Origin of the sequence: Streptomyces sp. NPDC047022 (assembly GCF_040644155.1) — a bacterium.
Classification (GTDB): Bacteria; Actinomycetota; Actinomycetes; order Streptomycetales; family Streptomycetaceae; genus Streptomyces.
This window is the reverse complement of the sequence record NZ_JBEYVV010000003.1, coordinates 196,789-213,427: the sequence shown is the minus strand read 5'-3', so window position 1 is coordinate 213,427 and position 16,639 is coordinate 196,789. Positions and strand designations below refer to the sequence as shown.

General features: G+C 69.0%; 19 protein-coding genes. 9 read left to right on the top strand and 10 right to left on the bottom strand.

Features of this window, described 5'->3' with window-relative positions; all coding sequences use genetic code 11:
* Window positions 1-94 precede the first annotated feature (94 nt).
* Entirely contained in the window at window positions 95-1,084 is a 990-nt protein-coding gene (locus ABZ845_RS06065) for a helix-turn-helix domain-containing protein (protein WP_360973460.1), read from the bottom strand.
* 124 nt (window positions 1,085-1,208) lie between these two features.
* Between ABZ845_RS06065 and ABZ845_RS06060 the strand changes: the two genes are divergently transcribed.
* Window positions 1,209-1,505: an antibiotic biosynthesis monooxygenase gene (locus tag ABZ845_RS06060; protein ID WP_360973458.1), complete on the top strand. Its 297-nt coding sequence runs from the start codon at window positions 1,209-1,211 to the stop codon at window positions 1,503-1,505.
* Between the two features lie 55 nt (window positions 1,506-1,560).
* Window positions 1,561-2,073 (top strand): PaaI family thioesterase, encoded by a 513-nt coding sequence (locus ABZ845_RS06055; protein WP_360973456.1) that lies wholly within the window; start codon window positions 1,561-1,563, stop codon window positions 2,071-2,073.
* A gap of 42 nt (window positions 2,074-2,115) precedes the next feature.
* Here the strand turns inward: ABZ845_RS06055 and ABZ845_RS06050 are convergent, their stop codons facing one another.
* Together ABZ845_RS06050 and ABZ845_RS06045 are read right to left on the bottom strand one after the other, a co-directional pair.
* A complete protein-coding gene (locus ABZ845_RS06050; RefSeq protein ID WP_360973454.1) occupies window positions 2,116-3,123 on the bottom strand; it encodes a DUF1648 domain-containing protein in 1,008 nt (335 codons plus the stop codon).
* Window positions 3,120-3,467 (bottom strand): GntR family transcriptional regulator, encoded by a 348-nt coding sequence (locus tag ABZ845_RS06045; RefSeq protein WP_360973452.1) that lies wholly within the window; start codon window positions 3,465-3,467, stop codon window positions 3,120-3,122. The genes ABZ845_RS06050 and ABZ845_RS06045 overlap by 4 nt, the downstream gene beginning before the upstream one ends.
* Window positions 3,468-3,856: 389 nt before the next feature.
* Between ABZ845_RS06045 and ABZ845_RS06040 the strand changes: the two genes are divergently transcribed.
* Window positions 3,857-5,161, top strand: coding sequence for a hypothetical protein (locus ABZ845_RS06040; protein WP_360973450.1), 1,305 nt, complete (start codon window positions 3,857-3,859; stop codon window positions 5,159-5,161).
* A 222-nt stretch (window positions 5,162-5,383) separates the two neighbouring features.
* A complete protein-coding gene (locus ABZ845_RS06035; RefSeq protein ID WP_360973448.1) occupies window positions 5,384-5,866 on the top strand; it encodes a hypothetical protein in 483 nt (160 codons plus the stop codon).
* 264 nt (window positions 5,867-6,130) lie between these two features.
* Here ABZ845_RS06035 and sodN read toward each other — a convergent pair whose 3' ends face one another.
* Window positions 6,131-6,526: a superoxide dismutase, Ni gene (sodN, locus tag ABZ845_RS06030; RefSeq protein ID WP_360973446.1), complete on the bottom strand. Its 396-nt coding sequence runs from the start codon at window positions 6,524-6,526 to the stop codon at window positions 6,131-6,133.
* 145 nt (window positions 6,527-6,671) lie between these two features.
* On the opposite strand from sodN, the gene sodX reads away from it, so the two are divergent.
* A complete protein-coding gene (gene sodX, locus ABZ845_RS06025; RefSeq protein ID WP_360973444.1) occupies window positions 6,672-7,103 on the top strand; it encodes a nickel-type superoxide dismutase maturation protease in 432 nt (143 codons plus the stop codon).
* Here the strand turns inward: sodX and ABZ845_RS06020 are convergent.
* From ABZ845_RS06020 to ABZ845_RS06005, 4 genes are all read right to left on the bottom strand, one after another.
* Window positions 7,007-7,636: a CGNR zinc finger domain-containing protein gene (locus tag ABZ845_RS06020; RefSeq protein ID WP_360973442.1), complete on the bottom strand. Its 630-nt coding sequence runs from the start codon at window positions 7,634-7,636 to the stop codon at window positions 7,007-7,009. The genes sodX and ABZ845_RS06020 overlap by 97 nt on opposite strands.
* Before the next feature lie 277 nt (window positions 7,637-7,913).
* Complete coding sequence (locus ABZ845_RS06015) at window positions 7,914-8,714, bottom strand: amino acid ABC transporter ATP-binding protein (protein WP_360973440.1); 801 nt, start codon at window positions 8,712-8,714, stop codon at window positions 7,914-7,916.
* Window positions 8,711-9,631 carry an amino acid ABC transporter permease gene (locus tag ABZ845_RS06010; RefSeq protein WP_360973438.1) on the bottom strand — a complete coding sequence of 307 codons (921 nt, stop codon included), beginning with the start codon at window positions 9,629-9,631 and terminating at the stop codon, window positions 8,711-8,713. Before ABZ845_RS06010 ends, ABZ845_RS06015 begins: the two co-directional genes overlap by 4 nt.
* A gap of 30 nt (window positions 9,632-9,661) precedes the next feature.
* Window positions 9,662-10,624: an ABC transporter substrate-binding protein gene (locus ABZ845_RS06005; RefSeq protein WP_360973436.1), complete on the bottom strand. Its 963-nt coding sequence runs from the start codon at window positions 10,622-10,624 to the stop codon at window positions 9,662-9,664.
* A gap of 535 nt (window positions 10,625-11,159) precedes the next feature.
* On the opposite strand from ABZ845_RS06005, the gene ABZ845_RS06000 reads away from it, so the two are divergent.
* The 4 genes from ABZ845_RS06000 (at window position 11,160) to ABZ845_RS05985 (ending at window position 14,531) form a co-directional block, all read left to right on the top strand.
* A complete protein-coding gene (locus tag ABZ845_RS06000; RefSeq protein WP_360973434.1) occupies window positions 11,160-12,383 on the top strand; it encodes an NADP-dependent malic enzyme in 1,224 nt (407 codons plus the stop codon).
* A gap of 220 nt (window positions 12,384-12,603) precedes the next feature.
* A complete protein-coding gene (locus tag ABZ845_RS05995; RefSeq protein WP_360973432.1) occupies window positions 12,604-13,569 on the top strand; it encodes a zinc-binding dehydrogenase in 966 nt (321 codons plus the stop codon).
* A 186-nt stretch (window positions 13,570-13,755) separates the two neighbouring features.
* Window positions 13,756-13,965, top strand: a complete 210-nt coding sequence (locus tag ABZ845_RS05990; protein ID WP_360973430.1) for an HTH domain-containing protein — start codon at window positions 13,756-13,758, stop codon at window positions 13,963-13,965.
* Window positions 13,965-14,531: a Clp protease N-terminal domain-containing protein gene (locus ABZ845_RS05985; RefSeq protein WP_360973428.1), complete on the top strand. Its 567-nt coding sequence runs from the start codon at window positions 13,965-13,967 to the stop codon at window positions 14,529-14,531. Before ABZ845_RS05990 ends, ABZ845_RS05985 begins: the two co-directional genes overlap by 1 nt.
* A 114-nt stretch (window positions 14,532-14,645) precedes the next feature.
* Here the strand turns inward: ABZ845_RS05985 and ABZ845_RS05980 are convergent, their stop codons facing one another.
* Both ABZ845_RS05980 and ABZ845_RS05975 read right to left on the bottom strand, forming a co-directional pair.
* Window positions 14,646-15,692, bottom strand: coding sequence for a helix-turn-helix transcriptional regulator (locus ABZ845_RS05980; RefSeq protein WP_360973426.1), 1,047 nt, complete (start codon window positions 15,690-15,692; stop codon window positions 14,646-14,648).
* 1 nt (window position 15,693) lies between these two features.
* Window positions 15,694-16,584, bottom strand: coding sequence for a hypothetical protein (locus tag ABZ845_RS05975; protein WP_360973424.1), 891 nt, complete (start codon window positions 16,582-16,584; stop codon window positions 15,694-15,696).
* Window positions 16,585-16,639 lie beyond the last annotated feature (55 nt).

Genomic DNA, 16,639 nt, shown 5'->3' with positions numbered 1-16,639 from the left:
GCGATGCTCCCGCTGCCGCCGATCTCCGTGCCCGTGAGCAGACCGCGCAGGATCTCGGTGACCGGGGTGAAGGGCTGGTACAGGGCCGTGGACCTCAGGTGCTCCGCTCAGTCCCCCGGAGGTCCGTCGTGGTCCTGCCGGTGCGTTCGCGAAGGAGCACGCGCAGGGTGTTGGGGTGCTCGTAGCCCACTCTCCGGGCGATGGTCTCCAGGGACAGTCCGGTGGTGCGCAGCAGGTGGGACGCCTGCTCGATCCTGACGTCCTGGACGAAGCGGATGGGGGAGGTTCCGAGGACGCGCTGGACGGAGCGTTGCAGCGTGCGGTTGCTGACGCCGATGGCCCGGGCGGCGTCGGGGATGCTGATGGGCTCGGCGAGGCGCTCGCGGACCCAGCGTTCGAAGGCCGCGACGGTGGGATCGCTCTGTGCCAGGGCGCTGGGGATGGTGTAGGCGGACTGGGACGGGCGTTCGTCGACCACCAGGTAGCGGGCCACCAGGTCGGCCAGCGCATGGCTGCGGGCCCGGACGATCGACAGGGCGAGGTCGACATGGCCGAAGGCAGCACCCGCGGTGGTGACGCCTTCCGAGGCGATGACCATGCTGCTCTGGTCCAGCCGGACCTGCGGGTACCTGGCGCGGAAGAGCGGCGCCAGCCACCAGGACGTCGTGGCACGCCGGCCGTCGAGTACTCCCGCCTCGGCCAGCAGGAACGTTCCGGTGCAGGCCGAGGCGACGGGGGTGCCGCGGTCACGGGTCCGTGCGATCAGATTGCGGACGGGAAGCGACCGGTCGCCGCCGACGTATTCGAGCAGCGCCGCGGGGCGTCGTTCCTTGAGGGCGGGCAGGACCACGAGGTCCGCGGTCTCGGCGTGCGCGAGGGGCTTGGCGGCGATCAGGTGTCCCGCTCCGGTGCGCACCTGGGGCTGGAGGCCGACCGTCGTCACATCCCAGGACGGCGGTTCATGGATCTCCTCGCCCATCGTGCCGGCCTCCTCGCCCATCGCGTTGGCGCCGTCCAGGACGTCGAGGATCGCCGAGAGGCCGGAGTCGAACACCCCGTCGTAGACAAGAACCGCAATCTTCATGGCGTAAACAATATCGATGATGTCGTTTCTGCCACTGATGGGGGTGTCGGCCGGCGCCGTAGGTTCGCTGTGTGCCGGAGATCCGGCGACGTTCCCAACCGTTTCCGCATGAGGAGTGACCACGATGAAGATCGGTCTGCTGGCGCGTATCGAGGCCAAGCCCGAGTACGCCGACAAGGTCGAGGCGATGCTGCGCGACGCGGTGGCGCTGGCCGAGCAGGAGCAGCACACGGTCGCCTGGTTCTCGTTCCGCCTGGACGCCACCACCTTCGGGGTGTTCGACACGTTCGAGGACGAGCAGGGGCGGCAGGGCCACCTGGAGGGCAAGATCGCCGCCGCGCTCATGGGTGCCGCGGAGACCATGCTCAGTTCGGCTCCCGTCATCTCCCCGGTGGACCTGCTCGGAGTGAAGGTCCCCTGACGGGGAGCCCGCGCGGTACGTCCGAGCCAGGAGTGAGTCAGGAGAGCGGAACAGCATGACAGCGACCACGAACCCCCACGAGATTCGCTCACGGACGCACACCTGGCGCCCGCCCCTGCCCTGGAACGAGGCCGGTGATCTGACCGGCCTGGAAATGCTCCAGAAGATCCTCAAGGAGGAGATCCCGGAGCCGCCGATCGGCGGCACGCTCGGATTCCGCCTGGTGGAGGCAGGGGAGGGGGCGGCGGCGTTCGAAGGCGATCCCGGCGAGCACCTGCTCAACCCGATGGGCACCGTGCACGGGGGTTTCGTGGCCACGCTGCTCGACTCCGCCCTGGGCAGCGCGATCGCCACCGTGGTGCCCAGGGGTCGCGTCTACACCACGATGCAGCTCAACGTGCACATGGTGCGCCCGGTCCTCGCCGACACCCCCCGGCTGAGGTGCGAGGCGGCCACCGTCCATGTGGGCCGGACCATGGCGACGGCCGAGGGGAGGGTCATCGGCGCCGCCGACGGCAAGCTGTACGCCCACGCGACGACGACCTGCGCGATCCTCGCACTCCCTTGACACGGCCCGGGTGCGGTCGCGGGACCGTCGAGGGCGCCGCGCTCAGCTCGGCCGAGGAGCGTTCAGTGAGTTCAACAGGGCGGCACCCCGCTCGGCGTCGTCCACGCTCACGGCGAATTCCTTTCCCTTGCCGCGCGTACGGATGACCAGGCACTCCCCGCCGCGGAGCATGACCGTGGTGCCGAGGCCGCTGAGCCGGTATCCCCAGCCGCCGGCCTGGGCGGGGGTGCGGTACTCGGCACGGGCGGACTCGATCTCCGCGGCCTGCCAGCGCCGGACCGGCCGGCCGAGCGGGCCGAACGCCACCGCCAGTCCCTGCTCCGACACGCGCGCCTGTACCGACGCGCAGCAGGTCAGAGCGATGGAGGCGAGTGCGAAAGGAACGAGCAGTGCCCACGATGCCCCCGGGGCGGCGATGCCGCTCACGAGGGCGATGACCGCTCCGACGGCGATCAGGCCGGTCACCGCCGCCCCCAGCTGTATCCAGGGGTTGGCGGTGCGGGAGAACCAGACCAGACGCTGATCCGCGGGGACCTCGATGGTGGGCCCTTCCTGACGGGCCGCCACCGCATCAGTGGTGGCGGCCTGTTCGCGTGCGCTCACCAGCCATCCCACGATTCCCGCGGCACCCGCGGCCACCAGGGCGGCGACGATCCAGACGTTCGGCAGGTCCGCCTGGTGCCAGTCCTCGCGATCGAGGTTGGCGCGGATGATGGACGCCTGGGCACCGCACAGCAGTACGCCCCCCGACAGAAGTGCGCAGGTGGTCCAGCGGCGAGTCGCGGTACGCGCGGCAGCGCCGACCTGCCGTAGCGTCAAGGTCACGGCCGCTGCCAGCACCAGCCACATCAGGGCCGGGAAGAGCGAAGCCGCCCAGAGGGGCATCGAGCTGTCAGGTGCGGTGCGACCGGCACTCCAGTGGGTGGCCAGCCGGTCCGGCAGCCGTCCGCTCGCGGCCCAGGGCAGCGCGGCGATCAAGGCCGCGGTGCCCGCTGTCCACACTGCGGTGCCCCAACGCGCTCCGCGTTCGGCCTCGTTGCGGTCGTTCACTGCATCCCCCTGATCATCTCGATGAGATCGGCCCTGCTGTAGCCCAGGCACGCGGCCTCGGTCACCAGCGCATGGACGCGGTCCAGCAGATCCGACCGCCCCCCGGCTCCCTCGGCCACGGTCACGCCTCGGCCCCGGCGGAACTCCAGCACACCGTCGTCCCGCAGGCTGCGCAGTCCTCGCAGGACGGTGTTGACGTTGATGTCCAGCGCCTCGGCGAGATCGCGTGCCGCAGGCAGGCGATCCCCCGGCCCGCATTCACCGTCGGCGATGGCGCGACGGATGGCGCCCGCCACCTGTTCGTGCAGAGGGCGGGTGTCTCTCTTGTCCAGACGCAGCAGCATGGTGCTAATGACAATAGCACCAACCATTCGATGGAGGACCGGCTCGCCGTCGCTGGTCCAAGGGGCGGGTGCAGGGTGTCGAGTTCGGTGAGCGCTGAAGGCCGAACGCCGGGCGCTGCCACCGAAGAAGCCTCGGTGGGCTTCTCGCCGTTGCCCGGCCGGTGTGGGCCGACCGTGTGACGACCCAATATGTGAGGAAATGTCAGCGCTCGCGGTGGGATGCCCCGGTTAGGTTTGGTGCTGCTGTTCCGCATCGGCGGACCGGATGAGCCCGTACGAGTCAGCGGAGGAACCAAATGGGCAGGCGGGGTGTGCGGGTCGGGGTGACGCTGGTGGCGGGCGTTCTGTTGGCCGCGTCGGCGACAGTCCCGGCGCATGCGTTGACAAACGTGGGGTGTTCGGACACCGACCTGATCGCGGCGATCAACGCGTCCAACGGAATGGTGGGCGGAGACACACTGTCGCTGACGTCGTACTGCGTCTACACAATGACCGACGCCGACGGCCAGCTCCCGCAGATCATCCAGCCGCTCATCATCCACGGCAACAACGCCACCATCCGCCGCGATCCCGCAGCCACCACCAACTTCCGTATCTTCCGTGTCGGCGCCACCTCGCTGACCATGGACACCCTCACCGTCATGAACGGCAACGCGGGCGGCAGCCAAGGCGGTGGCGTGTTGCTCAACACCACCAACGCGTCGCTGATCACCACCGGCGTGAACTTCCAGGGCAACAGGGCCAGCACCGGCGGCGGCATCGCCGCCGGGCCCCATACGACGCTCTCCGTCACCGGCGGCACCATCAGCGACAACCATGCCCCCAACGGTGGTGGCGGCATTCTCGCCTTCGGGTCGGTTCCGGTCACCCTGAACTCGGTGACCATCTCCGGCAACCGCACCAGGGCCATCGGCGGGGGCCTGTACTTCAGCAGCGTCAGCTCGCCGGCGATCATCATGAACAGCACCATCCGCGACAACACCGCACAGCAGCAAGGCGGCGGGATCAACTACAGCGGCTCCAGTTCGCTGTCCGTCACAGGCACCGCGATCACGGACAACCTTGTCCCCCAAAGCTTCAACGGCGGGGGCGGAATCCTGTTCAATCCGCTGGCCGGCGCGACCGCGACGATCGCGGACTCCATGATCAGCGGCAACACCGTCACCGGGTGGACCACGCCCGACGGCTTCAGCAACCGGGGCGGCGGGATCTTCAGTCTGGGCGGCTCCCTCACCCTGAACCACACCCGGGTCACCGGAAACCGGCTCATCGGCACCTCTGGCCAAGGCGCGGGCATCGCGGCGGAAGGACTCCTTTCAGCGGCCACGCTGACGCTGCAGCAAGACACCGCTGTCACCGGCAACCTCGCTTCCGGCCGCTACTCACAGGGCGCCGGACTCTACGCCGACACCTCCACCAACGGCTTGACCGTGTCGGTGGACGGCTCCCACATCGATGCCAACAAGGTCACCGGCACCGGCTCCGCCGTCGCGGGCGTCTACAACAACGGCGGCACCTTCTCCTTCAGCAACGTCTCCAGCGTCAACAACAACACCGCGCCGCTCGCGCCCGCCCCCGGAGGCGTGTACACCACGGTGGCCATCACCACCGTCGACGCGGGCACCACTTTCACCGGCAACACCCCCACCAACTGCCTCTTGAGCCCCCAGCCCGTCACCAACTGCAGCGGCTGACACGCCACCCGGACGCCCGCGCCCCGGTGAACGTGGCGCGGGGGTATTCCCGCGATGCGCCGGGGCCGACCCGCCCGTCGGCGTCGGCAACTGCCGTGGGTGCGCGACCGCTGCTCCTGGCTTCGGCCGGAAGCGTTGGCCACCCGGCACCAGTTCACAGAACGCTCGTTGTATTTCGAGACGCACGGTAGGCGTCACATCCCCCCACATTCAGGAGGCACCATGCGCGTACTGCCCCAACTGACATTCACTGTCACCGGGATCGGGGCCGCTCTGATGCTCACCGCCGGGATCGCCACGGCCGCAGGCACGCCGTTGACCCAGGATCAGGCGGAGGCACGGCTGATCCCCAACGGCATCACGGCCGAATCCCCCGGGAACTGTACCGACAGGAACAATCCGAGCTGCGTCTCGTACGACGGGATCCTCAGCGGCACGGTGGACGGAGTGATCAACCTCAAGAAGGCCAGCGGCCTCGACAGCCTCACCGTCATCGGCGGCACCGAGGTCGGCCACGGCGCGGACGGCAAGTACAGCCACGCCAACGGCTACAAGATCGACCTTCGGCCCAGCCCCGCTCTCAACAGCTACATCAGGCGCACCTTCGAGTACGTCGGCCTCCGCGAGGACGGCTTCGCGCTGTGGAAGTCCGGATCGGGCGACCTGTACTGCGATGAACGCAACCACTGGGACATCGTCTACTAGGAGTCTCCGGCTGTACCGCAGACCTCATGCGTGCCCATGAGTTCCATGGACGTACCTCTGCGCAGCTCACTACCGCACGCGCGCATGTCACTGCGGAGGCAGCACAGGTACCGAGCGAACCGCCCCGGATCCTCCGGGACGGCTTCCCCGAAGACGACCGCACCCGGTCCGCCATGGACGCCGTGCTCGGCGGCCTGCGGACCGGGTGCGGACAGGGAGACACTGCGAACAAGGAAAACGCAGGTCAGATGACATGATCCAAGATCAGGCCTTCTTGGTCTCCCAGAAGATCTTGTCGATCTGGGCGATGTAGTCCAGGGCCTTCTGACCCGTCGCCGGGTCCGAGGACGCCTTGGCGGCCGAGAGGGCCTTCAGGGTGTCGTTGACCAGCTGGTGCAGCTCCGGGTACTTCTCGAAGTGCGGGGCCTTGAAGTAGTCGCTCCACAGCACCGAGACGTGGTGCTTCGCAAGCTCGGCGCGCTGCTCCTTGATGACGATGGCGCGCGCCTGGAAGTGCGGGTCGTCGTTGGCGGCCATCTTCTCCTGCACGGCCTTCACCGACTCCGCCTCGATGCGGGCCTGGGCCGGGTCGTACACGCCGCAGGGCAGGTCGCAGTGGGCGCTGACCTTGACCTTGGGGGCAAACAGGCGGGAGAGCATGAAGCTGTCCTTCCTCGTGATCGTCTTCTCAGGTGGGACATTACTCCGTGAGGGACGGGTTTTTGCGAGTGCCCCCATGGGCTTACGTCAAAAGTCCCGGGTGAGACTTGGACAGGTGGAGGATCGGACCGGGGAGGTGCCGGCGATGCCGGAGCTGTCACAGGAGACCGAGCGTACGAAAGCTCTTCTGCCGTTCGGGGCGGCGGAGGTGACGGGACCGTCCATGGTGCCCACGCTCGAGCACGGGGACAGGCTCCTCGTGCAGTACGGGGCGCGCGTCAGGCCCGGCGACGTCATCGTCCTGCGGCATCCCTTCCAGCAGGACCTGCTGGTCGTCAAGCGCGCGGTGGAACTGCGCGAGGGCGGCTGGTGGGTGCTCGGGGACAATCCGTACGCGGGCGGGGACAGCACCGACTACGGCACCGTCCCCGAGGAACTCGTGCTCGGGAAGGTGTGGCTGCGCTACCGGCCGCTGAAGGGTCAGCGCGCGCCCTTCGCGCTGGCGCGCTGGGCGTTCTCCGCGGCAAGGCCCGTGCTCTCCGGCCGGTCCGCCTCCAGGCGCTTGCGGGCGCGGTAGGCCGCCACGTTCGCGCGCGTGGCGCAGCGGTCCGAGCAGTAGCGCCGGGAGCGGTTGGTCGAGGTGTCGAGGTAGGCGTTGCGGCAGGGGGCCGCCTCGCACAGACCGAGGCGGTCCACGCCGTACTCGGTGAGGTGGAACGCGAGCCCCATCGTGGCGATCGCCGCGTAGCCGGCGGTCGCGTTCGAGGGGTGGTCGGCGAGGTGCATGTGCCAGAGCGGGCGCCCGTCGTCGTCGCGATGGTCGTGCCCGGAGATCTGCGGGCTCACCGGGAACTCCAGCAGGAGCGAGTTCAGCAGGTCCACGGCGAGTGTCTCGTCGCCGGAGTCGGCGGCCTCGAAGACCGCGCGAAGGCGGGCCCTGACCGAACGGAAGCGGGTCACATCCGCGTCGGTGGCACGCCGGGCCGCCGACTGGTTGACGCCGAAGAGGTCGCGGACGGCCTCCACCGAGGTGAGCGAGTCCTTGCCCCGGGTCGGCTCCTCGCTGTTCACGAGACGCACGGCGTAGTCCGAGTAATAGGCCAATTCCACTTGTAGTCCTTACGGGGGCGCTCTATGGTCGTGTGGCGGTCACGTAACAGACGGTCGCGCATCCAGGGTATTACGTGGCGGACCTGATGGAGGGGGACATGGCGGACATCGGCGGACAGCCGTGTGATGTTCGTCGAGGCCGGACTCACGGACCACGGCCGGCCCGGGCTCCTGCCGCTGCCGCTCGCGCAGAGGCAGCCGAGGCAGCCGGCGGCAAGGCGAAGGGCCCTGCTGTGCCGGAGTGGCACAACAGGGCCCATCACCGTCATCGACGGTGCTACAGCACCTTCGACAGGAACGACTTCGTCCGGTCGTGCTGGGGGTTCGTCAGTACGTCGCGCGGGTGGCCGGATTCGACCACCAGACCGTCGTCCATGAACACCAGCGAGTCGCCGACCTCGCGCGCGAAGCCCATCTCGTGCGTGACGACGATCATCGTCATGCCGTCCTCGGCGAGGTCCCGCATCACATCGAGAACCTCGCCGACCAGCTCCGGGTCCAGGGCCGACGTGGGCTCGTCGAAGAGCATCAGCTTCGGCTGCATCGCCAGCGCGCGGGCGATGGCGACGCGCTGCTGCTGGCCGCCGGAGAGCTGCGCCGGGAAGTGGCCCTTGCGGTCGCCGAGGCCCACCCGGTCGAGCAGACGCTCCGCGCGCTCCCGGGCCACCGCCTTCGACTCGCGCTTGACCTGGACCGGCGCCTCCATGACGTTCTCCAGAGCCGTCATATGAGGGAAGAGGTTGAAGCGCTGGAACACCATGCCGATGTCCCGTCGCTGTGCCGCGACCTCCTTCTCCTTCAGCTCGTAGAGCTTCTCGCCCTTCTGCCGGTAGCCCACCAGCTCGCCGTCGACGTACAGCCGGCCGGCGCTGATCTTCTCCAGGTGGTTGATGCACCGCAGGAAGGTGGACTTGCCGGAACCGGACGGGCCGATCAGGCAGAACACCTCACGCGGATTCACCTCCAGGTCGATGCCCTTGAGGATGTGCGCGAGCCCGAAGGACTTGTGCACGCTCTCGGCCTTGACCATCGGGGCGCCGCTGCTGGGCGGGGTGATGTCCTTGCTGAGACCGGTCATCGGGCCACCTCCGGACGGCGGAACGAACCGAACATGCGGAGGTTCTTCTTCAGCCGCTGGAACGGGGTCGGCGGCAGGTTGCGCGTCGAACCGCGGGCGTAACGCCGCTCGATGTAGTACTGGACGATGCTGAAGACGGTGGTGAGCAGCAGGTACCAGATACAGGCCACGAAGTACATCTCGACCACCGCGAGCGAGGTGCTGGAGATGTCCGTCGCCCTCTTGATCAGCTCCGGGAGCTGGACCGCGTAGGCGAGCGAAGAGGTCTTCAGCATGTTGATGAACTCGTTGCCGGTCGGCGGGATGATGACCCGCATCGCCTGCGGCAGGATCACCCGGCGCAGCGTCCGGCCCTGGGTCATGCCCAGCGCGTGCGATGCCTCCGTCTGCCCCTCGTCGACCGACTGGATGCCGGCGCGGACGATCTCGGACATGTACGCGGCCTCGTTCAGGCCGAGTCCCAGCAGCGCGGTGAGGACGGGTGTCATCACCTGGTTCATCTCGTCCTTGTAGAACCCCAGGTTCAGGATGGGGAACACGAGCGAGATGTTGTACCAGAGCAGCAGCTGGACCAGGACCGGCGTGCCGCGGAAGAACCAGATGTAGAACCAGGACACGGTGCTGGTGACCGGGTTCGAGGACAGCCGCATCACGGCGAGGACCACGCCGAGCGCGACGCCGAGCACCATGGCCAGCACGGAGATGTACAGCGTGGTCCAGGCGCCCGACACGATGCCCGGGTCGAGCAGGTAGTCCGGGATGACGCTGTAGTTGATCTTCGCGTTGGAGAAGGCGACCGCGATCAGCGCCACGAGGGCGAGGACCACGACTCCTGCCACCCAGCGGCCGTAGTGGCGAACGGGGATGGCCTTGATCTGTTCCGGCGGCGCCGGGGACTGGTCGACGGTGTCAGTCACGGTGAGGGCCTTTCAGCGCTGTGCGAAGACTCAGGAGCCGCCGTTGGTCTTCGCCTCGGTCACCGCGCCCTGCGTGACGTTCCACTTCTGCACGATCTTCTGGTACTCGCCGTTCTTGATGATCGCGTTCATCGCGGCCTGCAGCGCGTCGCGCAGCTGGGTCTTGTCCTTGCTGACGGCGATGCCGTACGGGCCGGCCTCGATCTGGTCGCCGACGACCTCGAAGTCACTGCCGCCGCCGGAGGTCTTCGCGTTGTACGCGGCCACCGGGAAGTCGTTCAGGTCGGCGACGGACGCGCCCTGCTTGAGACGGAGCAGCGCCTCGGGGTCGGTGTCGAAGGTCTGCAGGTCGATGGCCTTCTTGCCGTCCGTCGTGCACTTCTTGCTCTGCGTCTTGGCGATGCCCTCGGACGTGGTGCCCTTCTGCAGCGCCACGACCTTGCCGCACAGGTCGTCCAGCGACTTGACGCCCTTCGGGTTGCCCTTCTGGACCAGGATCGAGGTACCGGCGGTGAAGTAGTCCACGAAGTCGACGCCTGCCCCGACCTTCTTGCCGGTGTCGGAGTCGATGCCGTTCTGACGGTTCTTGGTGTCGTTCATGGCGGACATGACCATCTGGAACCGGTTCGCCTGGAGGCCCACGATCAGGTTGTCGAACTTGCCGTTCTGGAAATCGAACTTGACGCCCAGCTGCTTGCCGAGGGCGTCCGCGATGTCGGGGTCGATACCGACGGCCTTGCCGTCCTTCATGAACTCGACCGGCGGGTAGGCGATGTCGGAGCCCACCTTGATGACGCCCGCCTTCTTGATGTCCGCGGGGAGCTTGCCGCCGAGCGGCGCCGAGGCGTTCGACGTGCCGGAGCCGTTGCCGCTGCCCTTGTCGGTGTGGTCGCCGCAGCCGGTCACCAGCAGGGTGCCCGCAACCGCGATGGCGCCGACCGCAGCTATCCGGGAACGCTTGACGGTCGTACGGCGGGAGGTGCTTGCGGTCATGATCGGTTCCTCCGGCGGGATGAGATGCTGCCGTGGGTCGACGAGGACACACACCATCGGGTGCCGCGACCTCGTTGGTTGAGGCATCTTGCCATCCATTGGGACGAACTCAGGGGGCCGGCCGTGTCAAAATCGCATAACGGGTGACCCCCGAACCGCCTCACGGGGCCGACCGGCGCCGGAGGTTATACCGGAATCACTCCCTCCGGCCGCAGGATCTTCGACGTGTCTCACGATGTGGCCGGTCGCTGTCCGTACACGTGATCATGAGCATGGGTGGCGCCGTCTTGTCCACATTTTCCGCCATGAGTCATCTCACCGGCGTGTGACCTTCGTTTTATGGACTCGTCCGGGACACCATCCGTCCGGTAAGAAGGTTCTTTACACCCCTCATCCGGGGCTCAGGGCGCGTGTGCGGCGCGCCCGTCGCGTATGCACCCGTACGCATCAGTCATCAGGGTCATGCGTGGTGCCCGCCCGCTCCTCAATCAGGAGCGGTCACCCTCAAACCAGAACACCTAAGGGGTACGACACAGTGGCAGCGGAGATCGTCAATCCTCGCAGCGACAACCATGCGGATCAGGACGGCGGGGCCGAGCCCCACGATTCCTTCGATCCCGCCTTCGCGCTGCACCGCGGCGGCAAGATGGCCGTGCAGGCCACCGTGCCGGTCCGCGACAAGGACGACCTGTCCCTTGCGTACACGCCCGGCGTCGCCCGGGTGTGCACCGCCATCGCGGAACGGCCGGAGCTGGTCCACGACTACACCTGGAAGTCGTCGGTCGTCGCCGTGGTGACCGACGGAACGGCGGTCCTCGGCCTCGGGGACATCGGTCCCGAGGCGTCCCTCCCGGTGATGGAGGGCAAGGCGATCCTGTTCAAGCAGTTCGGCGGGGTGGACGCGGTCCCGATCGCCCTCGACTGCACGGACGTGGACGAGATCATCGAGACCGTGGTCCGGCTCGCGCCCTCCTTCGGAGGCGTGAACCTGGAGGACATCTCGGCGCCGCGGTGCTTCGAGATCGAGCGCCGGCTCCAGGAGCGGCTCGACATCCCTGTCTTCCACGACGACCAGCACGGTACGGCCGTGGTGACGCTTGCGGCACTGCGGAACGCGGCGAAGCTGACCGGGCGCTCCATCGGTGCGCTGCGTGTGGTCATCTCGGGCGCGGGCGCGGCCGGGGTCGCCATCGCCAAGATGCTCATCGAGGCGGGCATCGGCGATGTCGCCGTCGCGGACCGCAAGGGTGTCGTGTCGCCGGACCGGAGCGATCTGACTCAGGTCAAGCAGGAGCTCGCCGGGTTCACCAACAAGGCGGGAATCACCGGGTCCCTCGAGGACGCCCTGGCGGGCGCCGACGTCTTCATCGGCGTCTCCGGCGGTACGGTCCCGGAGAAGGCCGTCGCCTCGATGGCGGAGGGTGCCTTCGTCTTCGCGATGGCCAACCCGAACCCGGAGGTGCACCCGGACGTCGCGCACAAGTACGCGTCCGTGGTTGCGACCGGCCGCTCCGACTTCCCGAACCAGATCAACAACGTGCTGGCCTTCCCCGGCATCTTCGCCGGAGCCCTCCAGGTGCGGGCGTCCCGCATCACGGAGGGGATGAAGATCGCGGCGGCCGAGGCGCTGGCCGCGGTCGTCGGGGACGACCTCGCGGCGGACTATGTGATCCCCTCGCCGTTCGATGAGCGGGTGGCCCCGGCGGTGACGGCGGCGGTCGCCGCCGCCGCGCGGGCCGAAGGGGTCGCGCGCCGGTAGCGATCCGCGGGGATGCCGGTTCTCAGCCGCGAGTTTGTTGTGGCTGGGCGCGCAGTTCCCCGCGCCCCTCAAGAGCGCGCTTCGCGCGCCTCACATCGAGCGGGCGGGTGGTGCACCCGCCCGCTCACGTGTGTGCGGAGGCTCGAAGGTTCCGTGGCGGGACGTGTGTCACAGCGGACCTTCGTTCCCTCCGGCCCCGGTGTTGCCTATCGTCAAGGTCATGTTCGCTGCCTACGCCGCCCGCATCGACCGCGACCACCCGCTCACCGGCCTTGAGTTGGGAGAGCGCCCGGCCCCCGGGCGCAGGCCCGGCTGGACGACCGTGAATGTCAAGGCCGCGTCCCTCAACCACCATGACCTCTGGTCCCTTCGGGGCGTCGGGCTTTCCGAGGACAAGCTCCCGATGATCCTCGGCTGCGACGCGGCCGGTGTGGACGAGGACGGTAACGAGGTCGTCCTGCACTCCGTCATCGGGCAGACGGGCCACGGGGTCGGGCCCGACGAGCCCCGGTCGATCCTCACCGAGCGCTACCAGGGCACCTTCGCCGAGCAGGTCTCCGTGCCCACCTGGAACCTCCTGCCCAAGCCCGAGGGGCTCTCCTTCGAGGAGGCCGCCTGTCTTCCCACCGCATGGCTCACGGCCTACCGCATGCTGTTCACCAACGCCGGTGTACGGCCCGGCGACTCCGTCCTCGTCCAAGGGGCGGGCGGTGGTGTCGCGACAGCCGCGATCGTGCTCGGCAAGGCGGCGGGACTGCGGGTCTTCGCCACCAGCCGTGACGAGTCCAAGCGCAAGCGGGCCCTCGAACTGGGCGCCGTGGAGGCCCTGGAGTCCGGGGCGCGGCTGCCGCAGCGGGTGGACGCCGTCATCGAGACGGTCGGCGCCGCGACCTGGTCGCACTCCGTCAAGTCGCTGCGTCCCGGCGGCACGCTGGTCATCTCCGGGGCCACGAGCGGCGACCGCCCCTCCCATGCCGAACTCACCCGCATCTTCTTCCTGGAGTTGAAGGTCGTCGGCTCCACCATGGGTTCCAAGGACGAACTGGAGGATCTGCTCTCCTTCTGCGCGGTCACCGGAGTGCGTCCCGTCATCGACGAGGTCCTCCCGCTCGACCGCGCACGCGAGGGCTTCGAGAGGCTGGCGGCGGGCGACCAGTTCGGCAAGATCGTGCTCACCGCGAACTGACCTCCGCGCCTGCCCGGATCACGCCGCCGGGCGTACGGCCCACCGCCGACCTCCTTCCGCTGCCGCGGCTCCCTCCGCTTCCACGGCGGGCTCGGATCTCCTCTTCCGGGCCCGCCGTCCGTATGTCCGGGGCCCCGTTTGTCAACTATGGTTGACAAACGAGGCTTGTCAATCTAGGTTGACATCATGACCAAAGCAACGGATCTCGCCGAGCGCGCCGGCGACCGCGATCCACGGGTCGGGCTGCGGGCTGTCGCCGCGCTGCGGAGGCTGCTGGAGCAGCTGGAGGCGGTGCAGGTGCGCAGCGCGCGCAATCAGGGCTGGTCGTGGCAGGAGATCGCCGCGGAACTCGGAGTCAGCAGGCAGGCCGTGCACAAGAAGTACGGGAGGCAGTGATGTTCGAGAGGTTCACCAAGGACGCCCGCGCGGTGGTCACCGGCGCGGTCGAGCGCTGCGAACGAATGGGCGAGGAGCGCGTCGACCAGGCGCACCTGCTGCTCGCCCTCCTTGACCATGAGGGCGGCCGGGCCGCCGGCGCGCTGTCGTCGCTCGGTCTCGCCGGGCGGCGTGACGCGGTGGAGCGGGACCTCGCCGAGGCACGCCGCCGAGGCGGTCTGTCCCGGTCCGACGCGGACGCCCTCGCCGGTCTCGGCATCGATCTCGCGGAGATCGTCACCCGGGTCGAGCGCACTCACGGCGAGGGCGCGCTGACGGCGGGCGGCAGGGGCGGGGCGCGACGAACGGGACGCCGGCCGTTCACCCGCGAGGCGAAGAGCGTACTGGCGGCATCCCTGCGCACCGCCGTCGCCCATGGTGACCGGCACATCGGGGACGAGCATCTCCTGCTCGCCCTGACTCTGCGCCCCGGCGTCCCGGCCGAGGTCCTCGCCGATCACGGAGTGACCTGCGCGGCAGTCGAACGCGCGCTGTGGGGCGGCAAGGGCGAGGCGGGGACCGGCTGACCGGATGAGCGACTCGGTGCTGCTCCCTCTCCCGCACCCGGCGGGAGAGGGCGGCACCGGACCATACGGCCACGCACGGCAGTTCCAGGGGGCGGACCTTGGGCGTGCCCCTCGTCAGTCCTGGTGCGCCCGAAGCGCCGCCCCGATGTGCGCCGCCGCTGTCGACAGGTGCCGCCGGGCGTCACGGAGCTGCTGCTCCGTCACCCCGTGGTCGCGGGCGGCGTCCCTGATGCCGTCCCGGAAGCGGTCCAGGAGCCGGTCGAGGTCGCGGGCCGGGTCGCCCGTGGAGTCCTCGTGCGCCCAGGAGGGTTCGTACGCGCCGGGGAAGTCCTCGGGTGTCGCCGCGTACTCGGGCTCCGACGTGTCCCGCGAGGAGCCCGCATTCTTCGTCGTGTCCGCGGCACCCGTGCGCCCGAAGCCGAACTCCTTCCCGAACTCTCCGAATTCCTTGGCCAGTTCGGTCAGCCCTTCCCGTACGCCCGTCGGCCAGTCGCCCCGTGAGAAATGGTCCTGCACATGCTCCTGGACCCGGCGCGCTATGCGCTGCATCTCCTCCTGCGCCTGGGCGCGGGCCCGGTCCTGCGCCTCCTTGGCCTGGTGGCGTGCCCGCTGTGCCTCCTCGCGGGCCCTTCGGCTCTCGTCCTTGGCGCGCCGGGCCTGCTCCTTCCACTCCTGCTTGACGCGGCGCATCTCCTCCTTGGCGGCACGCCACGCCTCCTTTTCGGACGCGTCGATGTACTCCCCATGGGCGTCGCCGTGGGCCTTGGTACCCTTCCTGGCCTCGGAGAACGCCGCCCGCATCTCGCGCCGCAGATCACCCGCCGCCCCCTGGACGTCGGCGCGGATCTCGGCGGCCAGTTCGGCGACCGACTCGCGGATCTCCAGCTCCAGGTCGGCCAGTTCACCACTGCGGTCCGCGAGTTCGGCACGGCCCGCGTCGGTGATCGCGTACACCTTGCGGCCGCCCTCGGTGGTATGGGTGACCAGCCCCTCGGCCTCCAGTTTGGCCAGCCGCGGATAGACGGTGCCGGCGGAGGGCGCGTACAGCCCCTGGAACCGCTCCTCCAGCAGCCGTATCACCTCGTATCCGTGGCGCGGTGCCTCGTCGAGCAGCTTCAGCAGGTAGAGGCGCAGTCGTCCATGGGCGAAGACGGGAGGCATGTCAGAGCCCCTTCTGCTCGGTCGGAGCGTCGTCGGTGCCGGCGGGCGCCTTCTGCGGGCGTGGTGCGTCCCATGGCTCGTCCTCCGACTGCGGGCGGCGCAGCAGCGCGATGGATCCGGAGACCGTGGTCGCCTTCAGGCGGCCGGTGCCCCCGCCCAGCCGTCCGGTGATCTTCTTGGCTCCCCACTGGCCGGTCACGCGCAGATCGTCGAAGGCGTTGGACACGGCGCCGCTCGCGGTGTTCGCCTCGACCTCGGCGTCCGCCGGGTGCGGCAGGCGGATGGCGATCTCACCCGACACGTTCGTCAGGCGGGCGTCGGTGGGGCCGCCGGAGGGATCGAGGTCCAGGATGATCGAGCCGCTCACGGAGTCGGCCTTGACGGACGGGCAGGTGCCCTCGATCACGGTGAGGTCGCCGGAGACGGAGTTCAGCCGCAGATCGCCCGCGACGCCCTGTGCCTCAACGTTGCCCGAGACCGTGGTGGCGCGGACCGGTCCGGAGAGGCCGACGAGTGTCGTGTCTCCCGTGACCCCCTTCACGTCGGCACCGGCGTCGATCCCCGAGACCACGGCCGTGGCCCCGACCACGCCCACCTCCACACGGGTGGACGCCGGCACGGCCAGGGAGACCACCACGCTGCGGCGCCAGCCCTTGGGGTCGAACCACTTGAGGAAGCCCTTCCAGGGAAGGTCGTCGTACGCCACCGTGAGAGCGCCGTCCTTCTGGGTCACCGTGAGGGGCGGCCCCTCGATCGCCGACACCTCCAGACGCGCGGAACTCTCGTCCGTGCCCACCACGTTCACCGTTCCGTTGACGATGCGTACATGGAGTGCCGTGACAGGGGCGTCGAAGGAGAGCTTCCTCGGCTCGCCGACGGACCACTCGGACATGGTGCTGACCTCCTCGGCCGGTGCGGACGGCGTGCGCGACGGCGAGGCCACCCCC